Here is a 24,612-nt window from a genome sequence, read left to right as displayed (position 1 = left end):
ACCTTGCCTGGCCAGTAGCTGATCCGCCCGCGTCAGCGCAGTTGCTTGTTGATCTTTTCTACGCAACTGCGCAGGACTTCGACTTCCGAGTCGTCAAGGACGTCGAAGACGAGCCCGCGGACCTCTTCGACATGCGCGGGAGCCGCCTCCGCCATGTGTGCGAGTCCGGCTTCGGTCATGACGGCTCTGGTGAACCGGCGGTCATCGCCGTCCGTCATGCGCCGCACGAAGCCGCGCCGTTCGAGTCTGCTGATCAGATGCGACAGACGGGAAAGCTCCGCGCTGGAGCGGCTGGCCAAGTCGGACAGTCGCATCTCATGATTCGGCTGCTCCGTCAGGCCCGCCATCACGTAGTACTCCAGGTAACTCAGGCCGGCATCGCGCTTGAGCTGAGCGTCCAACACCGTCGGCAGCTGCCCCATCAAGAACGTCAACTCACGCCACGCACGCAGCTGCGGAACAGTCAACCACTGCGGTTCCTGACTGTGTTGTTCGACCGTCGACATGCGTGAAGCCTACCACTTGAATTTTCATGTCTTGAATTTTCATGCATCGGTGCTAGCCTCGAATACATGAAAATTCAACCGATGACGAAACCGGGCACGCCGGTGCCAGTGACCGTCCCCCCTGCGGGCGACTACGTGATCGATCCCAGCAGGTCAACCATCGATTTCACGACCAAGCACATGTTCGGGCTCGGCACGGTGACCGGCACGTTCACCCTGCGCTCCGGACGGATCACGGTCGCCACGCCAACCATCGCCAGCGGTGCAGTAGTGGTGGCCGATGCCGCCAGCTTCTCAAGCGGACACCGGGGCCGAGACGAGAAGGTGCTGTCAGGGGCCTTCCTCGACTCCGCTTCGTACCAGGAGATCAACTTCGCGTCGGCCGGAGCAGTGAACATCGACGGTCGCTGGACGCTTCGCGGAACGCTCACGGCACACGGTGAGGATGCTCCGGTCGAGTTCACCGTGATCGAATCCGCCGTCGAAGGCGGCACTCTCCGAGTCGTTGCCACAGCAACCGTCGACCGCCATGCCCACGGCATCACCGCAATGAAGGGCATGGCGGGCCGCTACCTGCAACTGACCGCCACCGTCCACGCCCACCAGTGATCCCAGCCGGGCGCTCGCGCAGACAATCCAGGAGGTCACCGGTGCTGTTGCCGATCACGCGAATCGCGCTGCACAGCCTGTTCGCCCTGCCGGCACCGCTGCGCCGGTGGATCGCGGGCCGGCCGATTCATCTCGACGGGCAGGAGCTGGATCTCGACACCCAACTGTTGATGACGATCCGACGTCGACTCGGGGCCGGCTCGGCCGGCCGCGAAACCGATCTCGCCGTCGTCCGCCGGCAGTACGAGCTCTTCACCGCCGCCATCAACGCGCCGAAGATCCGATCCGTGCAGACCCAGAACCTGGACATCTGCGACGGCAGCATCCATGCCCGGCTCTACAGGCCCCCAGGGCTAGCGACCGACTCGCCGCTGCTGGTGTATTTCCACGGTGGCGGATTCGTCCTCGGCGACCTGGACAGCCACGACCACCTGTGCCGACTGCTCGCGTCGCACGGCGGTCTCGCGGTGCTCTCGGTGGACTACCGGCTCGCGCCTGAACATCCGTTTCCCGCTGCCGTCGAGGACAGCACGACAGCCGTCGAATACGTCATGGCGCAAGCCGATGCACTGGGAATCGACCCGAACAGGATCGCACTCGGCGGCGACAGCGCAGGCGGCAACCTCGCCATCGTGACCGCGCTGCAAGTTAAGGGCCCCGTGTTCGTGCTGGCGTTCTATCCCGTCGTCGAGGCCACCACCGCACCACCGTTGCCCTCGCGAACCCTGTTCGGCAGTGGGCTCATGCTCACGGAGAAGGACATCGCACTGTTCGACTCCATGTACATTCGCGACACATCCCAGTACGCCGACTGGCGCGTCGCTCCGATCCACGCTCCGAACCTCTCGGACCTGCCCCCGCTGTATCTCGCCACCGCCGGTTTCGACGTGGTGCGCGACGAAGGCGAGTTGTTCGCCCTCAGGGCCGCAGCGGCCGGCGTCCCGGTCGTGCAACGCCGACACGAGAGACTCACCCACGGCTTCGCCAACATGACGCAACTGCTCCCCGCAGCCCACGACGCGGTGCTCGAGGCCGCGGCGGCCCTGCGCTTGGCCTTCACCACGACGAGCACCGGCCGAGCCGGCGAGGGGGGTGATCATCGTCCGTCTTCACCGGGCCGGTAGCGGTCTCGTGAGGACCGTGACTGAGTCAGGGTTGACGTAGGGCACGCCCCGGGTCGCAGCTTTGGATGACGCTGCCGGGGAATTTGTTGATCAGGTTGCCCAACTGCTCGCCGACGTCGGGGACGAAGGCAGCGACCTAGAACGTGACGCTGGCACCAGCACGCTCGGCCATGGCATGCTGCGCCGCGGCGGGATCGTGCGGTCGTCGGTGGCGACCAGATACCAGGACGGCCCTGGCCGCCGGGCTGCCTCGGAGACAACTCCACCTAGTGCATCGATGCCCCAGGGAACCTGCGAGTCGGCCAGGAACGTGGCCAGGCCCTTGGGCACATCCGCGGCGGACGAGGTAGCGAACTTGTCGCGGTCCAGGGACGGAAGGCCGTCCGTGGGCGGCAGGACTGTCGGCGCGAGGTGCGACCCCCGCGGCAATAGCGTCTCAGCTGGGCCTCGCCGTCCCGGCTACGGCAGCCCGGCCCCCGCCTAGCGGGTGGCTTCACAGTAGAAGGCCAACCGGTCATTCCAGTGTATGAATCGGGCACGAGGCCGCTCTCTCTGCGGGATCCGATCCAGAAGAGGGAGGCATGACAATGAGCACGTCATTCCCGCCGCACCCCGCTGAGGGCAAGCGCGTCCGCAGCCGCTCGACCGGCCGCGTCGGACTTCTGTCCGGCCAGCTCTCAACACCCGGGCCGCTGCCGGGATACGGCCCCGTGGCGATGTCGGCGTAACTGGCTCACTCTTGCAGTCCGACCCGGCTTCAACGCAAAGCGGACACGGCCACTTCCGGTCTGATCCGGCCCCGTGGCTGACCAGGGCGGACTGCCGCAAATGGGGTCAGATCAAGCCGGAGTCGAACACCTAGATAGGTACAAGTTGGTCCGATTTTGGTGGCGCCAAGAGCGCCGTTAATGCCAGCCCCGTCGCCGAGGTCTGAGTCCGCCCCTGGGTGGCCTTGAGTGGGTCACCAGACCCGACGACATCGAGGTGCTGAGCGACGGCCAAAGCGACTAGACATCCCAGTGCCACAGCTGTTCACGCGCCCCGGGCGGCCCGTACCGAAGAGCAACAACTCCACTTCCTGCTGGAGCAAGCCAGCCCACCGGCGGTAACACGACCCAACATTGTTCTTGCCAGAGGCGCTGATCAACGAGTTGTCTGCGGATTGTCCGGGACAACGGGCCAATTCCGGGTCTACCGCGTTGCCGGCCGGTCATCCTCCGGTACGCCGCCTGCCCTGGCCCGTTGTTGTCCGGTCGGTCCGGGACAAAGGCCTGCTTGTTCGGACCTTACCTGGGCCAATGCGTCCTGCCCTGGAGGGCCAATCGACAACCGCCGACTGTGTACGTGTTGCCCAGCACCCGCAGGGCCCCGGCCCGTTGGAGACACGCATGCTGCCTGCCGACCCCTCGCCCCGCTCCCTCTGGGCACTCCAGCCAGAGCCTGCAGGAGGGAGCGCAGCGGACTTCCTCCTCCACCCCTCGCTGTCCGACCTGCTCTACGCCGTCGTGGCCGCGATGCTGCTCTCCGGTTTGGGCTGTCTCGTTCGCCAGGCCAGGGTGTACCGGCGCAGGGAACTGCGCCGGTACACCCTGCTCGGCACGCAGGACGCACACGGAAATCCGCTGCTGTACGACACGACACGCAATGCCGGCAACGTCCTCATCCGGGTCGTCGAAGGTCACCGCTCGACGTTCGAGCTGACCGACGTCCAACTGCGCGACGGCACGTACGCGGCTGAGCCGCTGGACAGCTACCTGTAGCCCTAACTCTCGAAGCCTCTCACCGACAAGGTGAGAGGCTTCCCCTTGTTGGCAACCACGACGCCTGCGTCGCAGTGCGCCGATCAGGTTCCGGTCGCAACGCCGATCACGAGTTGGCCGATCCCAACTGCCACCGAGCAAGACTCCTACGGGTGGCGATGCTGTTGCGATGCTGCGGGCCCAGCACACGCACCTGGTCGGGCAGCAACTCCTGGAACCTGGCCGTCGCCCCGTTCACATCCCCAACGTGCCAGTGCCCGAGAGCGATCTGATGCCGTGTCGCCAAAGTGTCGTGATGATCTGGACCCAGCACCCGCACCTGATCCACCAGCAAAGCCTGGAACGTCGCAAGCGCGGCATCCTCATTCCCAGCACCCTCCGCCAACAACAAGGCCATCTGGTAACGGATGGTCAGAGCATCGGGATGTCCCTGGTCCAGCACGTTCAGCGGCTCGAGCAGGTGCTCCAGAGCCGCGGCCGCCTCCTCCGGCTCGCCCGCAGCCGCCAGCCAGCGCACGATGTTGCCCTGAGTGTCCACGGTGTCGAAGTGCGCCGGCCCCAGCACTCGCTCCTGGTCGACCAGCACCTCCTTCAGAGCCGCAACCGCACCGGTCCTGTCCCCGGCCCTTCCACGCCAATGCGCGCTGTTGACCCGCGCGCTCAAAGCGTAGGGATGATCAGGGCCGAGAACAACAGCGGCCTCCTCGACCAGGACAGCAAGCACGCGTACCGCTCCAGCGGCATCGCCCGTCTCGCCGAGCGAGGTCGCCTCTTGGAGGCGGGCAAGCACATCGGCAGCCCGATCGAAAACCGTCACGGACAGATCATCTGCGGTGACAGGCGCTGCAGCCTCCGTGTCCGCGAGTTCCCCAGTGATCTTGTCCAGTAGGTCTGCGTCGGCATCATTCACAGCAGCGGCCTGCACCAACGCCTGGTCCACATCGTCACCGACAGGGTCGCCGGCAACACCGTCGTCGTGAGGAGACTGAGGGACGACCGGATCTCCGACGGCATCCACGCTGTGGCCGCGCAGGCGGTCGAGCTCGTCAGTGAGCTGGCGAACCTGCTCTTGGACCCGCACCGTCAACTCCTCCGCCTGACGCTGCTTGGACCTGGCCCGATCCAGCTCCGCCTTCGCGGTGTCCACCTGCACGGTCGCCCGTGTCAGTTGTTCACGCGTCCGCTCGAGCTCGTGGACCTGCGCATGGGCCGCACGCAGTTGCTCACCCTCCTGGGTCAGCACGGTCACACGGTGCTCCAGCTGATCAATCATGACGTGCAGCGCTATCACCAGCTTCCGTGAGTTTCCTTCCGCCTCACGAAGCTCGTCCCGCTGCTCCAGCGCGCGAGTCAGGCGATCATAGGTCTCGATCTGCTGGACCCGGGCAGCCGCCAACTCCAACTCCACCGAGGAGGGCCTGAGCCCGGCAGCACCTGGCGCCGGGTGCTGGGCTGCATCCAGGAGCCCCAGGGCCTCGGCCCGCCGCCGCTCGCACATCCGCGGATCGGCGGTTGTTGCTTTCACGAGATCGAGAACAAGCTCACGACGGGGAACAGCACCCGAGAGATAGACACTCAGCTGAGTACGGGAAGAATGAATCTCCTTGGCCAACTCGGCCAAAGTCTTCCCGCAGCTGTCCACCTGACGGCGCAACATCACTGCCAGCGCCTCGGCTTCCACCGACTCCGCCCGTAATGCTCCCCACGGCCGCCCCCTCTTCGCCACACCAGCCCCCTCCCCCAGCCGCACCGCACTGTGCCCACCCCGGACAGCCTGCTTAATTGCGGAACCTTACTCGCAGCCGCGCCCGAGCCGGCACCGATCGCACACCCGACCAGCATGATGGAGCCCTTGCCACCTCAATCGACGAACATCCGGACGACCTCAAGATCTTCCAGACGTGGCCCACCGCCGGGACCACAGTTGTGCTGGGCCCCGGTCTGTGTGCCACGACGCGGCACTCAAGGCTGTCGTCGCCCCTGGCGGTGATCTCGAGAATCCCGACCAGGGCTAGGAACGCGGCGATGGTGCCCAGTCAGTAACCGGCGAAGATCACCAACGGCATCTGATCAGCGGGACAGGGCCCTTCACCGTACCGACCCGCCTGAGATATCACACCTAGGCGCATGAGCGGGGAGATGTTGTTCGACCCAGATGGTCTTACCGTCGTGGTGGTGGCGTACGCCCCAGCGTGAGGCGAGTTGGCTGATCAGAAACAGGCCACGGCCATCCTCATCGAGGGTACCGGCACGGCGCACGTGCGGGGCCGCGCTAACGGCGTCAGCGACCTCACAGATCAGGGTGGTGGCCTTGACCAGGCGCAGGGTGATGGGTGCCGTCGCGTGCCGGACCGTGTTGCCAACGAGTTCACTGACGATCAGGGTGGTGGAGTGAACAAGCTCTTCCAGGTCCCATACCCGTAGTTGCTGCGTGGTCAGAGTCCGGGCGGTGGCAGCGTCGCGCGGGTCGCATGCCAATGCCCAGGTGGCGACCTGGGTGTGGTCGAATCGGCGGGTGCACGCGAGTAGGAGCGCGGTGTCGTCGTCTCGGGGGTGGTCGGGGTGCGAGCCGAAGATCCGCTCACACATGTCGTCCAGTGATCCGACCGTGGGGTCCGCCAGGGCGTTGCTGAGCTGCTTCAGGCCGTCGTCGGGGTCGGTGCTGCGCAGGTCGAGGAGTCCGTCGGTGTATAGCGCGATGACTGTGCCCTGCTCCAGGAGGTACTCGGTATCTGCGAAGACCGTCCCGGTAAGGCCCAGCGGGGGCGTGGAGGGGAGTTCGGGGAAGCGGACCTTGCCGTCCGGGGAGCGGAATGCAGCAGGTGTGTGGCCGGCGCCGGACATGGTGCAGTTGCCGGTGACGGGGTCGTAGACGAGGTAGAGCAGGGTTGCGCCCGGCTCGCGTTCGGGGTTCTCCTCGCCCAGACGCACCAGCAGGTCGTTCATGTGAGCGAGCAGGTCGGCCGGTGAGGAGTCGAGGTCGGCGAGGGTCTGCCCGGCAGTGCGCAGGCGGCCCATGAGGGCGGCGGCGTGTACGCCGTGTCCGACGACGTCGCCGATCACGAGGGCGACGCGGCCGCCCGAGAGTGGGATCACGTCGAACCAGTCGCCGCCGACACCGGCCGCGGTGTCGGCCGGCACGTACCGGTGGGCTATGTGCAGTGCGGGTACGGCGGCCATGTGCTGGGGCAGTAGCTCGCGCTGCAGGGTCAGGGCCACGTCGCGGGCGCGGGTGAGGCGTTGTTCGCGAGCTCGGGACTGGGCGATCATGACTCCCACGATGGAGAAGCCGGCCACCAGGCCCACCTTGATCAACCATACGTCCAGCGCCTCGGTGCGCTCGTAGTGCAGCAGCACGTACACCACCAGGCTCAGGGCCCCCAGCACCGCGGTGGTGTAGGTCGAATAGACAGTGGCGGCCAGCAGCGGCACTGCGGCCAGCAGCAGTCCGTAGTGGTACGTCGGCGGCGCGAGGAGCACCGCCACGGTGGACCCCGCCAGCACTACGACCGGCAGGACGCTGAGGACTGGCCGCCATCGACGCCCGACGACGGGGACAACCGCAGCAGAACCCATACACTCACCGGCTTCTCAGGGGGCAACCGAAATCGCGGATGCCCGAGCTCGCCTCCCAGCCCGCCATACGGCGCACCAGACGTGGCCCACGCACCAGACATGCCAGCGTATTCCTGCTGCATCGCAGCTCACCGCCTCACCGCGGCCCACCTGGTCAGCGTACGCGATAGTAGAAAACGCATTCGTTTGCGCGGCCAGTGAGCCGTACCTAAGGGGCTTTGACGCTACTGGCTGTCTCGGCCCGATCACCTTATGCATTGTCGTGAAGCGTGCTCCACGGCCGTGGCTCTTGCCCCGCCAGCACTGAATTCGTTCAGCGTGCTCACTCGTCAGGACCCGTTCCACCGCCTGCACGCTGCCACCACTTCCAGCAACGCCCGGTACTCCGGGTCAGCCGAGTCTCGGACCGGTGTTCCTTCGAGGACGCGCTGCTTGAGCCAGGCGACCAACTGAACCCTGATCTCGAACGGCACGATCGGCTTGCCCCAAACCTGCGAGAAGGTCTCGACCGGCGTCTCCAAGGCCCAGTCCAGCGCTGTGATGGCGTCGGTGAATGTCTGAGCCGTTGCGTCCCCGTTCAGGTAGGCCAGGCCGTTGAGAACACCCTGAGTGTGCTTGCAGACCTCCTTGCAGATCCTGCGGACGCGGAGTTGCACGTTGAAGAAGAAGGCGGCCGCAGAGAAGCCCAGCGTGAGGTAGACGCTGATGGGGACCGTTGTCAACGCGGCGCGAAGCGCAAGCGCCGCTCCGAAGGCGAAGAGCAGCATGAATCCGCTGTGGACGATCAGAGCGCGGCGAATTCGCCCAGCGTAGGGGTGATCGTCCAGTGCGTACGACTGCGGCTCCATCAACGATGAAGCGGTCCGCGCTGCAACAGCCAATGAAATCGCCAGGAACCCAGCGTCGGTGCGTTCCTCGGCGAGCAAAGACAGGACGAGTGCGCATCCGAAGGACACTATGAGCAGGAGGTAGGCCCACTTGGGCGCTCGGTTGTGCAGCCAGTTCGCGCATCGGTCCCACCAGCGCGGCACAGTGAACAGCAGCGCCGTGCCCTGGACTACGAATAGGGCAACGCCCGTGCCACCGAACACGATCACGGCACGCTTCGACGGCAGGACCAGCAGCGCCACCACGAACAGCAGTGCGAACCCGAGCAGAGCCTTGCCCTGGAAGCGCTCGACCGCGGAACCTCGTGGACGGAATGCAGCCCGGGAGTTCCAGCCTCGCGCCAGTCCTTCAATCGCTCCAGCCATGACCGGTTCCTCCTCGTGAGACCCGTCGCCAGCAGGCTTGAGATCCTGGCCTGGCGTCGGTCTGCCACCTGCGCCGCGTGGATAAACGAGGCTTGAGCAAGGTCAGAGCTGCGGTGCGGGGCACAGCCAGGACGGTGAGGCCGCTCAAACCACCGCTCGTACCGGCCGTACCCTCTGCGGTCGACCACCCAGCGACGGTGGCCACCAACCGGAATCCGCCGGAATCCCGGAACTCATCCAGGCGGTGAAGCGTGGATGCGGCTGCTGTTGTAGCACAGAACGTCAGCCGAATCCTCTCCCTGAACGAGTGCTGGGCAGGCCCAGGGGCGGTCGTGAGGCAGCTCGGCAGAACCCGGGGCACCGGACCACCGACCGGGTGCGTCATTCCTTCGCTTGGCTTGTGAGCCGGCTCGCGGTTGCGGCAGTCACGACGCCCCGACCCGCGCTTTTGGCGTCGATCAGCTCACGCCCTGGGCCCCGTGGACACCCGGCAAGACGGCTCCGCAGCCAGACGCCATCGTCTACCCAGCTGAACGATCATTCTCGGATAGGAACTCAGTGAGGTGGCGCACGATGAGTCGGGTGAGTTCGTTGGTGATCGTGTCGCGGCCGACGGTCGGGGGGCCAGGACGTAGCCGACAGTCACGGACTCGACGGTGCGCACCAGAATCCAGGCGGTGGATTCCACCGGTTCCGCTGTGGATCGGTACTGGGACAGGAGTGCGGTGGTGACTAGTGCTCTGACCGGGATGGTTCACCGGGTTGCCGACACACCCGACTTGTGGGCTTCCAGGCGGATGGTCTTGAGCTCCCCACCGCGTGGGGTGGGGAGCTCGATCTTGGTCCTCAGTGGTGGAAGAGCCTGAGTCCGGTGCGGGTGAGGGTGATCTGATGCTCGCGGCAGGCGTCCTCGACTTCCGTGGACCGGATTGATCCGCCCGGTTCGGCGATGTAGGCGACGCCGTGCTGGTGGGCGTGGTCGACGTTGTCGCGGAACGGCAACGCGCCGTCCGAGACGAATGCCACCTCTGCCAGGCTCCCGAGCCACTGCGTGCGCTGCTCGTCCGTCAGCTCGGGTGCGGGTGCGGACAGGGCTGTCGACAGGCGTGTGCTCTCGTCCGGGGTGAGGTCGCCCTCGATGAAGCGGATCTGCCAGTTGATTCGGTCCTGGCGCCGGGTGTCCGGCTGGAAGGCGAGTGCACGGACAGCCGGGTGGCGTCGCAGCCACCAGGTATCGGTCTTCGCGCCGGCCAAGCGGGTGCAGTCCACGCGAGACTGCTGGCCGGCACCGATCCCCAGAGTCACCCCACCACGCAGGTAGCACACGGAGTTGGACTGCGTGTAGCGCAGGACCGCCAGGCCCAGCAGGAGATCCTCGGCTGCCGTGGTCGGCAGCGTGCCGCATACGACGTTGTCCAGCAGAGCGGTGGACAGCGTCACCTCGTCGCGCCGCTGGGACAGCCGCAGGCCGAACACCTCCCGTGTCTCGTACTGCGGGGGCGCGAACGCTTGGTCCGCTTCCATGACCAGGAAGCGGCCGTTCTTCTTCTTGCTGAGCGTTGTGACGGTGCCGGGAGCGTAGCCGGGGGCGATGACGCCGTCGCAGACCACGCGGGACAGCAGTTCGGCGAGCTCGGTGTCGACCGGGTGCGACACCGCGGCGAAGTCGCCGTAGGAGGACTTCGGATCGGCGTCGCGAGCACGCAGATATGCGCTGGTGATCGCGCCGACGCTGTCGCGGTCGATGCTGTAGAGCTCGGCGGTGACGTCATCGACGGGGCCGGCCACGGCCGCACCGGCGGGCGAGACGTGCTTGAAGGAGGCAGCAGCCGGCCGGTTCAGGACCCGGCTCGCCTCCAGCGCCAGCTGCCAACTGTTGAGTGCGTCCAGCATGTTGATGTAGGACGGGCTGCCCTGCAGCACCCGGACCGGCCATCGGCCGAGCTGCACCGGCACGGTAGTCGCCGCCTCCTGCTGCGGGTTGATCCCATAGCGCAGATCCACGTCATAGCCTCCTGTGTCAGCGGGACATCACTGACGCAGGCGCCCAGGCGGTCGACGCTCACGCGGGAAATCGGCCGCTCCCCGGTGGATCTCCACCTTCGCCAGTTGCGACCGGACACGATGCTACCCGCAGGAGCGCGCACATCGTTGCGCCGGTCATGCCGCCAGCGCCAGCGGGCGTCCGCCCCACCGCACGCCCTTCTCACTACGGATGCGGGGCGCTCCTTACGTTGGGCGGCCAGGACGTCGGGATGGCGGGCGTTGGCGTTGCGCCAACGCAGGTAGGCGTGCAGCTCGCGGGTCTGGACCGTATGGTTCGGGTGGCTGGAGTTCGCGAGGGTGAACTGCCGTAGAGGGCCAAAGTGCGCTTCGATCGGGTTGGCCCAGGAGGCGTTGGTCGGTGTGAAGCACAGGTGGACGTTGTTGTTTCGGGCCCAGCGGCGGATCTTCTTGCCGTTGTGGGCGGAGAGGTTGTCCAGGATCACGTAGACCGGGGCGCCGTCGGGGCGGGCGGCCCGGATCGAGCGGAGGGCGGCGAGGCTGTTCGCGGCTCCCTTGCGGCGTCGGTTGACGCCCCAGAGGGTGTCGTCGCCGATCGAGTAGCAGCCGTGGAAGTAGGTGTGTCGTTGCTTCCGCAAAACTAACCCCCAGGTGATTCCTGGGTTCTAAAGCTTGTCGCAACATCCGTGATCATGATGGGTGTGTTGATGGGCATACGAGGTCGCAAGCGTCGACTTGATCTGGAGGCCGAGTACTGGCGCCTGCTGCAGTCGGGGGTGGGCACGGTCGAGGCGTGCAAGCTGGTCGGAATCGGCAGGAAGACCGGCTACCGGTGGCGGGCGGAGAACGGAGGTCTGCCACCCGAGCGGATGCCGGAGACCGAGCACTCGGGCCGCTACCTGTCGCTGCTGGAGCGCAAGCGCATCGCGACGCTGCGCGAACGCGGTCTGACCATGACGGAGATCGCGTCCCGGATCGGCCGGTCGACCTCGACGGTGAGCCGCGAACTGCGCCGCAACATGCTCGAACACGACAAGGGCGTCTACGACGCCGACATGGCCCACCACCGCTCCCGCGAGCGAGCCTGCCGCCCGAGCCGGCCGAAGCTGCAGACCGACACCGAACTGCGCGCCGAGGTCCAGGCCAGGCTCGATCTCGAATGGAGCCCGGAACAGATCGCCGCCCACCTGCGCATCCTGTGGCCGGACCAGCCCGACCGACACCTGTGCCACGAGACCATCTACCGGGCCCTCTACCAGGGTGCCAAGGACGCTCTGAGCAGAACACTCACCAAGAAGCTGCGGACCGGACGGGCCCTGCGCAAGCGCCGTCGCAGCGGCGGCGCACGGGCACAGCGGTTCCAGACGCCAGCCAGGCTCATCCACGATCGCCCCGTAGTGGTCGAGCTGCGCGAGCGCGTCGGCGACTGGGAAGGCGACCTCGTCGTCGGCCGCGGCAACAGGTCCGCCGTCGCCACCCGGGTCGACCGCCGCACCCGTCTGCTGCGGCTGATTCCACTGCCCGACGGCCACGATTTCGCCAGAGTCTGCGACGCCATCACGGCCGCGATGGCCCCCTTCCCGGCCAGCGCAAGGATGACGCTGACGTGGGACCCGGGCAGCGAGATGTCCCGTCACTACGAACTGGCGCCCCTGTTCCGAGACGGCGTGTTCTTCGCCTATCCGGCCAGCCCCTGGCAGCGCGGCACGAACGAGAACACGAACGGACTGCTGCGGCAGTACCTGCCGAAGGGCACAGACCTGTCCGTGCACACCGCCGAAGAGCTACGCGCGATCGAGGAACGGCTCAACAGCCGACCCCGAAAAACCCTGGGATGGCGAACTCCCGTCCATGCGTTCGCCGCCGCTCTGACAGCATGAGACCAGCAACGTTGCGACGATCATGCGAATCCGCCCTTCGGTAACAGCGACCAGCGCGACCCCGAACGAGGCCCTCGCCGGTAGGACCGCGAACTGGGTATACCGACCGGCTTTCGTGCCCAGGCCGGTGCGGTGACGGGGAGACTATCCGTACGATCGTGTGTCGATCTTCGAAGCACGGCTGAGCGCTGAGGTTCACGAGCCGCCCCTCGGGAGTGTCATCGGCTACCTGTGGGCTTGATTCGGTTTGACGGACACCTGGGATCAGGGGCTTCGGTCCCGGAGAGAAGATGTCCATCGTGGAGTGCATGGGGAAGATGAAGCCGCGCCCTCGCCGCTCATTCGCGCCAGAGTTCAAGGCCGAGATCGTCGAGCTGTGCCGCCGGGGTGACCGCTCGGTCGGTCAGATCGCCAAGGACTTCGACCTGACTTGTCCACCTGGTTCAGTGTCTTGGCCGCCCACGCGCGGTCACCGGTGTCCAGGGTGGTGTCGTCGGCAAGGCGACCCAACAGGACCAGACTGGCTTCCTTGTCGACCCGGATCAGTGTCTCGGCCGCCCAGGCGCGGTCGCCGCTGTCCAGGGTGATGTCGGAGGCGAGGCGGGCCAGGTGGGCCGCGCCGGCTTCCTTGTCCACCCGGGCCAGTGCCTCCGCCGCCCTCAGTCGGTAGCCGTGGTACAGGGCGGTGTCGTCGGCAAGGCGAATCAGCTGGGCCGCACCGGCTTCGCTGTCCACCCGGGCCAGTGCCTCCGCCGCCTGCACCCGGAAATCGTGGTAGACGGTGGTGCCGCCGGCAAGGCGATTCAACTGGGCTGCGCTGGCCTCCCTGTTCACTCGGGCCAGCTGGGCCGCACCCGCTTCCCTGTCCACCCGGGCTAGTGCCTCCGCCGCCTGCACCCGGTAGCCGTGGTACAGAGTGGTGTCGTCGGCGAGGCGGGCCAGGTGGGCCGCACCCGCTTCCCTGTCCACCTGGGCCAGTGCCTCCGCAGCTTGCACCCGGGCATCGTGGTACAGAGTGGTGTCACCGGGGAGGCGGGCCAGGTGGGCCGCACCGGCTTTCCTGTCCACCTGGGCCAGTGCCTCCGCGGCCCTCACGCGGAAGTAGTCGTTCAGGGTGGTGTCGGCGGCATCGCGCGCGAGGTGGGCAGCTGCGAGGTGGGCAGGGAGGCTGGTCCTCAGGTTCACCTGTGTGGTGAGGAATCTGCAGGCTCTTTCTCCTCCGGCTGCGGTGAGTTCCTCCACATAGCGGATGGTCTCGGTTGCGATGCGATCTTGGGGGGCCAGGAGCCCGTCGAGGAGGAAGCCGAGGTAGGAGTCGTCCAGGTCGGGCGCTTTCCGGCGACGACCAGTCGGAATGCCGGCGGAGGCGATCAGTTCCTGCAGGAGCTGGGCGCGGGACTGCTCGTCGCGGGTGGCATGGCGGGCGGCGTGGAATTCGAGGAGGGTCTGGTGCAGGAAGTCGAAGTCGTCCGCGTGCTGGGCCACAATGCCAGTGGGCCGCAGAAGATCGCTCAGGAATGATTCCCAGAGGTGCGCATTGACCTTTGGCGGGCGGCTGGCGTGCAGGTGTGAGGCCAGTATCTCGATGGCGTGCGCAGTACCGGCGTTGATCCTTTCGTAGGCGAGATGATCGATCAGTTCGGGCAGATGATCACGTACCTGCAGGGCGGCCTGTTCGGCAGCCTGGTTGTCCTTGGAGATCTGGTGACGGTCCTTTAGACGGCGGATGGCCTCGTCGTGGGTGTTCTTGATGTTCTTGTGGGTGTTCTGCTCGTAGATCAGTTCGGCGAATGACTGGTAGGCCCCGGTTCGGCCGTCGGGCATGGGACGGGCGGGGTCGGCCGTGTAGAGCTGGCACAGCATGAAGGCCATGAGCGGGGTGCGAGCCAGTACCTCCAGGCGCGAGCGCCCCAACCCGGTCATGAATGCCGTGACGTGGTGGCCGGGGTCCTCCAAGCCCTGGAACCAGCGCGTAGCGTAGGTGTGCAGGTCCTCGCGGGAGAAGGGCTGGAGTTCGTAGCGTGGTACGTGCCGGCCCAGGGCGGTGAGCTCTGAGGCGGGCAGGGGCCGCGTGGCTACGACGAACCGGTACAGCCCCTTCCCGTTCGCCGCAGCGCCGACAAGCATCGTCACAACAGCGCTGCGCGTATCGGCGTCGGGAATCTCGTCGAGACCGTCGACCAGCACCAGCCAGGACACCCCAGAACGTGGCGGGAGGCGGAAGAAATCAGCTGGAAGCACCTCCAACAGCCCGACCCGTCGCAGGTCACCGGTGACGGTCCTGGCCAGGGCCGCTGGCAGCGGATCTGTGCCGGTCAGGGCTGCTGCGCTCACCATGACAGGGATCGTCGTGGCGGTCCTGCCGGCCAGCCAGCTGTCGGCGCAGTCGGCCAGCTGAGCGCGCAGCAGCGTGGACTTGCCGCCGCCGGGTCCGCCCAGCAGTACGCATACGGCCTGGTCTTCCCGGAAGACCTCGGTGGCGGGCACCGCGGGGTCGGCCTGATTCACACGTGCCGTGGTGTTGCCAGGCCTCCGGCGGTCCCGGTGGTCCGCTGCTGGGGAACAGGCCTGCTGGCGCACGTAGACATCGGCGAGCGTCGGCAGACCCGAGGTGCTTAGCAGGCCGGGATAGGGGTGCTGTCTGGCGACGTCACGTGCCGCCGCCAGGTAGGCGGTCACCAGTGGCGCAGTGGCTGAGGAAGCAGTGGCTGAGGAAGCGGTGCGCGGCGCAGCCGTCTTGGCCAACTCCCAGTACTTCTTCCACAGCGCCCGGGTTGCCTGGCTACGGGCAGGCCCTTCGGCGGTGCGTGGTGACGGCTGTGGGGACCATTCCAGCAGGACCTGGACCAGGGTCCACAGGGATTGGAAGTCCTTGGCCGGGCTGCCCTTTTCGAACCAGTTGCCCACTGTGGTGGGCCCGAGCGTCGCCAGTCCGGCCTGCGCCAGCCGGCGGTTTGCCTCGTGGATCGCCTCCGTGCGGCTTTTGCCCGCAAGCGCCGCGTCCTCCAAGTCCCGCAGTGCCGCGCGCAGGACCTGCCGTCCCGCGCTGGGGTTCGTCTTGTTGTTCACCGCAGTCCTTTTCCCGCGCCCCGGATCTGGCGGATCCGCTCCGAGCCGGTCGAGACATGCCTGCGACCTAGCCTTTTACCGGTGTCGTCCGGTGAGTCCGGCAGGTCTTCGCCATGTCGGGTCGTTGTTGTGGGATGGCTCCGGTGCCGTTCGTCGGACGGCGGCACGGAGGGAGGCACTGTCATGGACGTCACCGCCTGGGCCCTGGTGCCCGTGGCCGGCATGCTGGTCGCGGCCACCGCGGCCGTGCTGATCGTCGTAGTCGCGCTGAAGGACACCGCCTCGCGGGACCGCGCCACGGTCCTGAGGGCCGTCGCCGAAGTGATCCTCGCCGTACGCAGCCGCAGATGATGTGCCTCGTGAAGGCCGAACTGCGCCCCGGACAACTGGAACTGACGGGCAACGAACTCCACCGCCTCGTCCGGGAACTCCGCCTGGCCCCGCAGGAACCGCCCGTGCAGCAAGGCGAACCCGCGCCGCTGCGAGCCCCTGCGCTTGTCCAGCGCCAGATCCCATTCACCTTCGAGCACCGTCCAGTGCTCAACCAACGCGTCCATGCCCGCCGGATCACGACCCATGCCCCGAATCATGCCGGACATGACCAGGACAAGGAGCTAGAATGCTCAACGCCTCGGGCGCTTGTGGCGGCTATGGGAGAACGCTCGCACCGTCTTCATACTGCCTTGGATCGCTAGATACCATCACCTAAATGTCCTTATATAGAGCTCGCAGATTAATAACCCGCCGAGTTGATCTCCATGGCAGTGTCGCCCTGTAGGAACGTTGTGATGTCCGCTGGTGTGCGGAAGCAGGCCGTCGAGGCGGTTGGTTGGAGGCCGACAGCTTCCAGGAGAGGGCGGACTTCGCAGATGATCCGGCTGACGATCATTTTGGCGACACCGAAGAGCTGCCCGAGCAGATCCTTGGCAGCGATCTTTCGCAGGTAGAGGACTGTGATCAGGATGCGGTCCGCCGGGGTGAGCTTGTCCTTGGGGCCTGCGCCGGGTACCTGGCTTGGTCGGCCGCCCCGGCTCAGGGCCCGGGCGTGCTCGCGCTGGTTCTCCAGGGCCGGGGTGAGGGGGGCGATCGGGTCGTCGAGCTGCTGGTGGGTCATGCCGGTCAGTTCGGGTCGCGCAGGAGAGGGTGTGGGAGCCGGAGGGGGACACAGCTGGAGGTGGTGTCGACGAGACCGATGGTGGGGATCGCTGTCGGCACCGGCTTCGGGTGTGCGGGGTGGAGGGTAGTTCCAGTCTCCGTGGAACCGGTGGCGGGTGATCGGCAGGGCGGCGAGTTCCTCGTCGCTGACCTGGATGCCGGTGGGATACCGGCCGGTGTCGAGTTCGGCGTGCACGGTCAATCCGGTGCGGGTGGTGGTTGCGGTGATGCTCTGGATGATGACTTCGTGGCTGGTCAACGGTCGGCCGTGCCAGTTCATCGTGATGTGCGAGAACAGCCGGTGCTCGATCCGGTTCCACGTGGAGGTGCCGGGCGGCAGGTGGCACACGGTGACGGCCAGTTCGGTCTCGGCGGCTAGGGCGGCCAGGTGGGTCTTCCATCCGCGGGTGCGGTAGCCGTTGGAGCCGCCCGCGTCGGCGGTGACCAGCAACCGGCCGGCGGCGGGGTAGGCACTGCGGCCAACCGTGTTCCACCAGCGGCGGATCGAGGCGACGGCGAACTCGGCGGTGTCGTGGTCGGTGCCGACGTTGACCCAGTCGGTGTTCGCGGCTACGTCATAGATCCCGTACGGTACGGCGATGCTGGTCGCCTGGTCGGGGAAGCCATGGCTGTAGACGTGCACCGGTTCATGAGCGGGCAGCCACTGCCGGCCGCTGTTCTTGAACGGCCCGACCAGTTCCTTCTTCTTCGTGTCCACGCTGATCACCGCGCCCCCAGCCTCCTGGTGGGTCCTGACCTGCTCGTTGAGGTAGCGGAACTGGGCGTCACGTCCGGGTGTCGTGTTGCTTCGAAGGTCTTGGCGTTGCCCTGCAGGCTGAAGCCCTCCGCTCGCAGGATGTCGCCGACGGTGCCCGCACAGACACGGTGTCCCTGCCGGACCAGTTCCTGGGCGAGGTTCCTGGTCGACTTGGTCGTCCAGCGCAGCGGTGACATCGGGTCGCCTCGCGTGTCGGGCTCGACCAGGGCGAGCAGCGCGGCACACAGGGCCGGGTTCAGGTCGACTATGCGCTTGCGGCCGCCGCCGGCCATACGCACGCGCCCCAACGGTGCTTGCCCGGCATCGAGTTCACACGCGCCTCGGGACACGTGGCTTCGCGGACTGCGGCGGCACGGGCGACCAGCCGGATCCCACCGTGGCCGAGAGCACGAGCCTCGGCGCCGAGGAGCAGGCGCCGCTGCCGCTCAACAAGATGAGGCACGATGGCGTCGAACTTCGCTGCCAGCACTACCAGTTGATCGTCACGAGTCTCCGTAGCACGCCAAGGACTGGCCGAGCGAAGGCCACGGGTTATTGATCTGCGAGCCCTAAGTACAGAGAATCCTCGACAAGCGTTGACGATGGCCTCTTGGTAGCGAGGTGCCAGCCTCGTCCTGGAAGCAGATCCAGGTGTTGCCGTCCCCCTTTTTCAGTCTTCGGCCATTCGGTTTGCACCCACTGGTGGACCGCGTCCTCGCCGAACTCCAGGGCTCTGCGGGCCGGTAGTTGCGGGGTGAAGCCCATGCGGTGCAGCAGGCGGCCGACCCTGGACAGGGAGTCGTAGACCACCGAGAATCGCTCGATGTTGACCCGGCGCACCCGCGCCAGGGTCCAGCCGTCGGTGGCGAAGCCGTAGTCCTTGGCGCCCCGCCGCAGCAGTTCCCGCAGCTCCCGGCGCTGATCGGGCTCACCGATGCCTCGGGGGGCGATCCTCTCCCCCAATCCTGGCGCCGGTACCGCGCTACTGGCCCATGGCACTGGGGGTCTTCACGTCGAGCATGGTGAAGTCGTATCGGGGCAGGGTGACGGTGTAGGTGGTGCCGTTGACGGCGGGGGCCCGGCCGCCGTTGTGGAGGTCGCGCGGCACCTGGTGTGTTGATGCCGGTGCCGGTCAGGTCGACCATGACCTGTTCCAGTGGGCTGTGGAAGTTGTAGACGAGCAGCGCGGTCTGCCTGCCGTCGGTGCTGTTGCGGAGCATGGCATAGACCCCGCGTGTCCGATTAGCCCGAATTCAAATGTCCGCCGGATCGAGAAGCCCCAGGTCAGAGAGCTGACCTGGGGTTCACTTTGGAGACGCCTTCGGGAGTCGAACCCGAGACCTACGCTTTACAAGAGCGCGGGCCAGGGGTTGCGCCCTTACCCACCCATACAGGAACCTCGAACCAACGCCTTACGAGTGCATAAGTCGAAGGTTTCACCACTCCCGCCATGATCACACCCCGGGAATCACCCACCTTTTGTCCGTCTTAGAACTGTTTTGCCACCCGCTCCCGGCCGTCAAATCTGACACCCCATCACCGGGAGGCCAAGGGGAGGCCACGGTGAAAATGAGACGTATGCAGATAGCAGGTTGAACCTCGCGCCCTTGGCTTCCCTTGGATATATCGGCCTATCGCCATGGAAGTAGCAGCCAGGCTAGTAAGGCGTCATCGAATCCATGGTCTCAGCAAAACCGCCCACCCACGCATTTGAGAGCGTTGAACGGAGCTTTCTCCCTCGAAGGCCGCTCTCCAAGTGCCTCGATGGCGGATTTGTCCGGAAATGCTCCCTTTCGGCTATCGCGTCAGGGCTAATCGCCCTGCACCACACGAATCGCGAGAACAGTGCCGTCCGGCCGGAAGGACGTTGCGCCCCAGCGGCGGACGTCGTCCGGCTTGGGTAGAACCTGACGGCGGTCGTATGCCCGACGTCGGTACTCCTCGACCTTGCCGTCTGCGAGTAGGTCGTAGAGACCCGTGGCTATGCCCGAGAAGGCTTCGACGCGGCGACCGTCGATGCGGAAGACCTGGTCGGTGCCGACGTACTCGTCGTCGCCAAAGGCCACCACGGCGTCATGCACGCTGGCGGTTCCGGCGAACGCAGTCTCGCTGAAGTATTTGCCGCCCTGCTCTGCGATCAGGTAGCGACCCACCGTCCCCCCGCCGCCGGCCAGGGAGAGCTGACCGGCGGCGTGGGCACGGGCCAGCACTCGACCGAACCAGGCGAGTTCCTTCTCCGGAATCAGGAAAGCGTTGTGCCGGGTGACCCCGCGCTGTGTCGGAACAGCGACGGAGTCCGCGTACAGCAGGGGTCTGCGGCCGATGGCAACATCCGCTGTGCCGGCACCGGCTGCCGGCCGCACGGGGAGTACGACGCCTCCCCCGGCGTGCAGCAGGTGGACGGTCACGCCGGCGGCGGCCAAGAACTCGGTCGACGTCAACAACGCCGGCGTATCGCCCCAGTGACCGAGGTGGAACCGCTCCGCTCGTTCACTGCCCCTGGCCAACTGCCTGTGCGTCGTGCGGGAGCTTGCGGAGGTCTTTGCGGTCACAGCCTGGTGGTTGCCGTTCACGGTCACCACGAAGATCCGGGATCCTTCGCCGGGGCGCCACGCCTCCAGCAGGAAGTCCGGGCGCGGCCTGGCCCCCAAAGTCCCCGCCGGCTTGATCCGGGCAAAGCCGGGAAGCAGAACGGTCTCTGCATCGATGATGCTGACAAGGTGGTCCGGATAGCGCTCGCAGATCGCCCGCTCGGCAACAGCGAGCCCGAAGGCCCGCCCCAGCTCCCGGGCCTGCATGCCTCGGTAGGAAAGCTCTGGCGACTTCCCTTCCTTCGTGAGGTGCAGGCTCCCGTGCCGGTCTCCAGCGAAGGCACGGCAGTACTTCAGCCCCTGCCAGTGCTCAGCCAGCCCCCTCCCGCGCCCCTGCCGGGCGAGCGTCGTGGCGCGCGCGAACGTCGCCAGCAGGTCCCACGGGGTCACCTGTAGCGGGACCCGCTCAGGGCGGGGAACTTGATCCAGACCCGGCTTGCGGGGACCCTCGGAGTCCTTCTTGGTCTTCTTCTTCGCCCGCTCGCGATCGATGGCGGCAGCGGCTTTGCCCATTCCCTCGATGAGCACAGCCGAGGAGTTCACCTGCACGGCCAGCGGCTCGTTGAGGCGTTTGATGACTGCGGCGGCTGTGGAGTCCATGACATTGGACGGTAGGAACCGTCGCCATCAGCGACAAGAGGGCCCACCCGCGAGGGCAGCCAAACAGGCCACGCCCCGCACCCGCTACCGCGAGGGGGCGGAGTGTCCCCTGGTACCCAGGAGGCAGCTGCATGTGCGCAATGACGGAGGACCAACCGGTCTTCGGCCCGCAGCACCTCGCCCATCGCCCTCAGCAGGTGCGGATGATAAGCAATACGAACTTGTACGGCCTTGATCCGAATGCGGTATCCAGGCGGGATTGTCCTGGTTCTAATTACGCAGATCCAGGCCGGTCTTGGCCGGGCCCAACCCCTGCGCCCGGCGGGCCTGGTCGATGCTCCGCCGGACGTAGTCCATACCCTCGGCATCCAGCCCATCCGCCCGCAGCGCGATCGATACGACGCCCGCAGCGACCTTCGCCTGCTCCAGGCGGTGGCCGGCGATGACCGCAGCAGGATCCGCCGGGTTGACCCAGACCTCTGCAGGGACCTGGAAGAACTCGGCCAGGCTTTCGAGCGTCGCAAAGGTGGGGTTGCCCCGGCCTGTCTTGATCGCCTTGAGCGTGCTCTCGCTGACCCCGGCCCCCGTCGCGACCTCAGCCATCGTGTACGGCGCCCGGTCCTCCGGATGCACCTCCGCGAGCAGATAGCGCAGCACCGAGGCGATGCCGGCGCTGCCGACCCTCCCGCCTTGCTGATCGCCCATCATCACTCGCCTTCGTGTCGGATCGTCCGCCTGGAGACAGTTTACTGCCGATCCGTCCGCATCATGACTAAGTTCCAGTCACTCTAACGACCCAGGGGCGGCTTTTTGCTGTACGGTGAAGATCACCAGAGGGCAGTAAAGTACCTACTCCCTCAGTGGGAGACCTCCCGCATTCCTCCCTGCCTGCAGGGCAAGAAGTGCGGAGGCCTCAGATATATCCACAGGTCAGAACAGCTACGGACTGCGGTGCCCAGGAGTTCCAGCCCCTAGGCACCGCGCCGCTTCCACACTGAGCGAGTCGGCCAGCTTCTTGGCGGTCGCAGCCGGCGCGCTCATGCACCAAGGAGTGTCGCATGACCATGCCTCGTTTCGCAGGCTCGCCCTCGCAGAGCCTCACAGCAGCCTCAATGGCCCAGGCGGCGAGCACCTCGCTCGCTGCCACGCTCACGCCGGCCATCACCGATGCCGTGCCCAATCAGGCGGCTGCCACTGCTCCACCCTCGTCGCGGCCACCTCGGCCCTGCAACGACCGCCCGGCACGGACAGCGCGCTCCACCGGCCGCCCGGAGCTGCGAACCAGTGCCCCGGTGCTTCCCATCGGCGCCTTCGGCGGCAGCCGGTGACGACCTACCGCCTGAGCCCCGATCAGATAGCGCAGCTGCTGTCGATGCGCGCCCGCCAGGACTCAGCCCTCCATGAACCCTTGGATGCCCCGGCCGACGACGATCTGCTGCACAGCGGCTGGTACACCACAGAGGAGATGTCCTCCCTGCTGAAGGTCGACCCCTCCACCCTGCGCCGCTGGCGCACGACCACCCCGCCGCAGGGGCCGCCGTTCGTGAAGCTGGCATCGCGCCACTACGTCTACAGCGTCCTGGACGCCCAGCGCTGGATCCACGCCCGCCGCATCGACCCTGCGGCGGCGGCCTGATGACAGAGCCCCGGCCGGTCATACCGATCGGCATCGAACTGTCAGGCGACGTCGAGTTCCGTCCCAACCGGCCGGAGGAGTCGCAGTACCGCGCCCGTGTGCGCTGGAGCATCCCCGGCAGCACTGAGCGCAAGTCCCTGTCCTGCGCCCAGCCGACGCTCGACGCGGCAGAAGCCTGGATCGACCGGATGAAGCGCGCCGCCAGTCAGGGCATCACGCCGCTCACCTTCAACATGACCCTGGCCGAGTACGGGGACAGTGTCTGGAACCTCGCCATGCGTGGCCTGGAGCACAACTCCGTGGCTCTGTACGAGCAGGGCTGGCGCCTGCGCGTCCTGCCCGCCATGGGACACCTCAAGGTCACAGCGATTACCAACGGCGTCACCGACCGAGTCCTGTGCACCTGGGTCGACGACGAGGTCGGCCGCTCCACCATCAAGAACACCCTCGCCGGCCTGGTCCGCGTCATGGAGCAGGCCGTCCGCGACGGACTGATCACCCACAACCCCAGCCACATGGCCGGCTGGCAGCGCGTCTACCGACTGATCGAGGACGAGCTCGACGACCCCCGGTCCCTGGCCCTGCCCAGCTGGGAGGTCCTCGACAGTCTTGCCGACGGCCTCGTGGCCAGATCCCACGGCAACTACCGCGGTTGGGGCGACGTGGTCCGCTTCGCCGCCTGCACCGCGGCCCGCATCGGCGAGGTCTCCGGCGCCCGCGTCAAGGACATCAACGTCGCCGACTGGACCTGGGACCTGTGCCGGCAGACCACCCCGGTCCCCGGTGGCCTGGTGGACAAGAACACCAAGGGCAAGCGCCGCCGCACCGTTCCGCTGATCCCGGAGATCCGCGGCCTTGTGAAGTGGCGGCTCACCGTCCTCGGCAACGACCCCGAGGCACGCCTGTTCACCGGACCGCGCGGCGGACGCATCTCCACCGCCGTACTCCGCGACGCCACCCACTGGGACGAGGTCGTCGTCAAGCTCGGCTATGAACACCTGCGCCGCCACGACCTGCGCCACACCGGACTCACCTGGATGGCCGACGCGGGCGTCCCCATCCACGTCCTCAAGGACATCGCCGGCCACGGCCACATCACCACCACCCAGCGGTATCTCCACCCCGACCGCCGCTCTGTCGCCCTGGCCGCCACCACCCTCAGCGCCCACCTGCGCAAGCACCGCGAGGAATCGACAACCGCCCCGTCCATCACCGCAGACGCGACTCGCCACAGCCCTGAACCTCCCGCACCGCGCCTGCGCCTGGTGCGCTGAACCCAACAACACCGGGACCAGTGGGACACGTTCCACGACCCCACATCCACGCCCCCTGACACACCGCACCCATCTACGCCACCTTGGAGGCTGACTTGTCCACCCCCGCCACACCTGTCGAGCTGCCCGATTTCACGACCCTCTTCCCGCTGCTCGGCGAACACCAGCCCGAAGCCCCCTGGCTGCTGACGCCCCGCACCGCCCTGGATCTGTGGACCGCCTTGACCCTGATCCACGACCAGGCGGAGGACGACGCCGAGCTTCTGGGAGATGTTCAGCTCACCGTCCATGTCTTCACCAATCACGGAGTCTTCGAGCGCCTGCCCAGACTGACGTGGGACCAGGGCCGCACCTGGAGGACCAACTTCGCCACGGCCAGCGGACACCTCGCCAACGACCTTGAAACCGGGAACTGGCCCGTCCCGACATGCTCGGCAGAGGAAATGGCGCTGCACCTGGCCCTCGATGAACTTGGTCGCACCCTCCCCCACGACCTGGGCCCGCACTTGCGCTCCTACGACCTCACCGAGGAACAGGCCCGCCTCCTGCCCACCCACCAGGACGACTACGACTGGGACACCTGCGCCGACATGCTGCTCGAGGACACCGACATCCTCATGCTCTTCAACGAAGACAACACCGCGCTGGCCGACCCCGCGAACTCCGCGAACCAGAGCCTCGGCATAGGCGACCTGCGCCCCACAGCCTGGTTCACACCCTTCGCCAACGCCACTCGCCACCGCGCCTACCTCTCCCGCACCTGACCCCGTCTCCTTGAACATGTCGGCGGAGCCGAACCCCAGCTGGGGTTCGGCTCC

The 24,612-nt window shown here is 66.8% G+C and carries 18 protein-coding genes, 1 tRNA gene, 2 pseudogenes and 1 riboswitch; of the genes and pseudogenes, 8 read left to right on the top strand and 13 right to left on the bottom strand.

Annotated features, from left to right (window positions below; all coding sequences use genetic code 11):
* Positions 1-32: 32 nt before the first annotated feature.
* On the bottom strand, positions 33-506 hold the full coding sequence (locus tag ABUW04_RS32985; RefSeq protein WP_380568123.1) for a MarR family winged helix-turn-helix transcriptional regulator: 474 nt from the start codon (positions 504-506) through the stop codon (positions 33-35).
* Between the two features lie 66 nt (positions 507-572).
* On the opposite strand from ABUW04_RS32985, the gene ABUW04_RS32980 reads away from it, so the two are divergent.
* The 3 genes from ABUW04_RS32980 to ABUW04_RS32970 all read left to right on the top strand — a co-directional run bounded on the left by ABUW04_RS32980 (position 573) and on the right by ABUW04_RS32970 (position 3,999).
* A complete protein-coding gene (locus ABUW04_RS32980; protein ID WP_380568122.1) occupies positions 573-1,115 on the top strand; it encodes a YceI family protein in 543 nt (180 codons plus the stop codon).
* A gap of 41 nt (positions 1,116-1,156) precedes the next feature.
* Positions 1,157-2,239: an alpha/beta hydrolase gene (locus tag ABUW04_RS32975; RefSeq protein WP_380568121.1), complete on the top strand. Its 1,083-nt coding sequence runs from the start codon at positions 1,157-1,159 to the stop codon at positions 2,237-2,239.
* Positions 2,240-3,627: 1,388 nt separating this feature from the next.
* Positions 3,628-3,999, top strand: a complete 372-nt coding sequence (locus tag ABUW04_RS32970; protein ID WP_380568120.1) for a hypothetical protein — start codon at positions 3,628-3,630, stop codon at positions 3,997-3,999.
* 106 nt (positions 4,000-4,105) lie between these two features.
* Here ABUW04_RS32970 and ABUW04_RS32965 read toward each other — a convergent pair whose 3' ends face one another.
* The 5 genes and pseudogenes from ABUW04_RS32965 to ABUW04_RS32945 all read right to left on the bottom strand — a co-directional run.
* Positions 4,106-5,680, bottom strand: a complete 1,575-nt coding sequence (locus ABUW04_RS32965; RefSeq protein WP_380568119.1) for a tetratricopeptide repeat protein — start codon at positions 5,678-5,680, stop codon at positions 4,106-4,108.
* Positions 5,681-6,087: 407 nt separating this feature from the next.
* Positions 6,088-7,485 carry an ATP-binding SpoIIE family protein phosphatase gene (locus ABUW04_RS32960; protein WP_380568118.1) on the bottom strand — a complete coding sequence of 466 codons (1,398 nt, stop codon included), beginning with the start codon at positions 7,483-7,485 and terminating at the stop codon, positions 6,088-6,090.
* A 419-nt stretch (positions 7,486-7,904) separates the two neighbouring features.
* A complete protein-coding gene (locus tag ABUW04_RS32955) occupies positions 7,905-8,828 on the bottom strand; it encodes a hypothetical protein (RefSeq protein WP_380568117.1) in 924 nt (307 codons plus the stop codon).
* 846 nt (positions 8,829-9,674) lie between these two features.
* The gene (locus tag ABUW04_RS32950) at positions 9,675-10,832 is read right to left on the bottom strand and encodes a phosphoribosylaminoimidazolecarboxamide formyltransferase (protein WP_380568116.1); all 1,158 of its coding nucleotides are present in this window, start codon (positions 10,830-10,832) and stop codon (positions 9,675-9,677) included.
* Between the two features lie 34 nt (positions 10,833-10,866).
* A riboswitch (ZMP/ZTP riboswitch) is annotated at positions 10,867-10,951 on the bottom strand.
* A 37-nt stretch (positions 10,952-10,988) separates the two neighbouring features.
* Positions 10,989-11,449, bottom strand: a pseudogene (locus ABUW04_RS32945) (transposase); the annotation flags it as partial.
* Between the two features lie 75 nt (positions 11,450-11,524).
* Between ABUW04_RS32945 and ABUW04_RS32940 the strand changes: the two are divergent.
* A complete protein-coding gene (locus ABUW04_RS32940) occupies positions 11,525-12,712 on the top strand; it encodes an IS30 family transposase (RefSeq protein ID WP_380568115.1) in 1,188 nt (395 codons plus the stop codon).
* Between the two features lie 354 nt (positions 12,713-13,066).
* Here the strand turns inward: ABUW04_RS32940 and ABUW04_RS32935 are convergent, their stop codons facing one another.
* Entirely contained in the window at positions 13,067-15,781 is a 2,715-nt protein-coding gene (locus ABUW04_RS32935; protein ID WP_380568114.1) for an NACHT domain-containing protein, read from the bottom strand.
* A 183-nt stretch (positions 15,782-15,964) separates the two neighbouring features.
* Between ABUW04_RS32935 and ABUW04_RS32930 the strand changes: the two genes are divergently transcribed.
* Positions 15,965-16,132 (top strand): hypothetical protein, encoded by a 168-nt coding sequence (locus ABUW04_RS32930; protein ID WP_380568113.1) that lies wholly within the window; start codon positions 15,965-15,967, stop codon positions 16,130-16,132.
* A 382-nt stretch (positions 16,133-16,514) separates the two neighbouring features.
* Here ABUW04_RS32930 and ABUW04_RS32925 read toward each other — a convergent pair.
* The 6 genes and pseudogenes from ABUW04_RS32925 to ABUW04_RS32900 form a co-directional block, all read right to left on the bottom strand.
* Positions 16,515-17,890: pseudogene (locus tag ABUW04_RS32925) on the bottom strand (ISAzo13 family transposase).
* A gap of 355 nt (positions 17,891-18,245) precedes the next feature.
* A complete protein-coding gene (locus ABUW04_RS32920; protein ID WP_380568112.1) occupies positions 18,246-18,656 on the bottom strand; it encodes a helix-turn-helix domain-containing protein in 411 nt (136 codons plus the stop codon).
* 19 nt (positions 18,657-18,675) lie between these two features.
* Positions 18,676-18,801: a hypothetical protein gene (locus ABUW04_RS32915; RefSeq protein WP_380568111.1), complete on the bottom strand. Its 126-nt coding sequence runs from the start codon at positions 18,799-18,801 to the stop codon at positions 18,676-18,678.
* A 202-nt stretch (positions 18,802-19,003) separates the two neighbouring features.
* A tRNA-Thr gene (locus ABUW04_RS32910) sits at positions 19,004-19,105 on the bottom strand.
* Between the two features lie 399 nt (positions 19,106-19,504).
* Positions 19,505-20,884: a hypothetical protein gene (locus tag ABUW04_RS32905; protein ID WP_380568110.1), complete on the bottom strand. Its 1,380-nt coding sequence runs from the start codon at positions 20,882-20,884 to the stop codon at positions 19,505-19,507.
* A 270-nt stretch (positions 20,885-21,154) separates the two neighbouring features.
* Positions 21,155-21,592, bottom strand: a complete 438-nt coding sequence (locus ABUW04_RS32900; protein ID WP_380568109.1) for a helix-turn-helix domain-containing protein — start codon at positions 21,590-21,592, stop codon at positions 21,155-21,157.
* Between the two features lie 616 nt (positions 21,593-22,208).
* Here ABUW04_RS32900 and ABUW04_RS32895 point away from each other — a divergent pair.
* From ABUW04_RS32895 to ABUW04_RS32885, 3 genes are all read left to right on the top strand, one after another.
* Positions 22,209-22,520: a helix-turn-helix transcriptional regulator gene (locus ABUW04_RS32895; protein ID WP_380568108.1), complete on the top strand. Its 312-nt coding sequence runs from the start codon at positions 22,209-22,211 to the stop codon at positions 22,518-22,520.
* Positions 22,520-23,794 carry a tyrosine-type recombinase/integrase gene (locus ABUW04_RS32890; RefSeq protein WP_380568107.1) on the top strand — a complete coding sequence of 425 codons (1,275 nt, stop codon included), beginning with the start codon at positions 22,520-22,522 and terminating at the stop codon, positions 23,792-23,794. Before ABUW04_RS32895 ends, ABUW04_RS32890 begins: the two co-directional genes overlap by 1 nt.
* A gap of 95 nt (positions 23,795-23,889) precedes the next feature.
* Positions 23,890-24,558: a hypothetical protein gene (locus tag ABUW04_RS32885; RefSeq protein WP_380568106.1), complete on the top strand. Its 669-nt coding sequence runs from the start codon at positions 23,890-23,892 to the stop codon at positions 24,556-24,558.
* The last annotated feature ends 54 nt before the right edge of the window (positions 24,559-24,612 follow it).

Origin of the sequence: Streptacidiphilus jeojiensis, from assembly GCF_042510965.1 — a bacterium.
Lineage (GTDB): Bacteria > Actinomycetota > Actinomycetes > Streptomycetales > Streptomycetaceae > Streptacidiphilus > Streptacidiphilus jeojiensis.
Note: the sequence above shows the minus strand (reverse complement) of the source record. Positions and strands in the feature narration are given on the sequence as shown.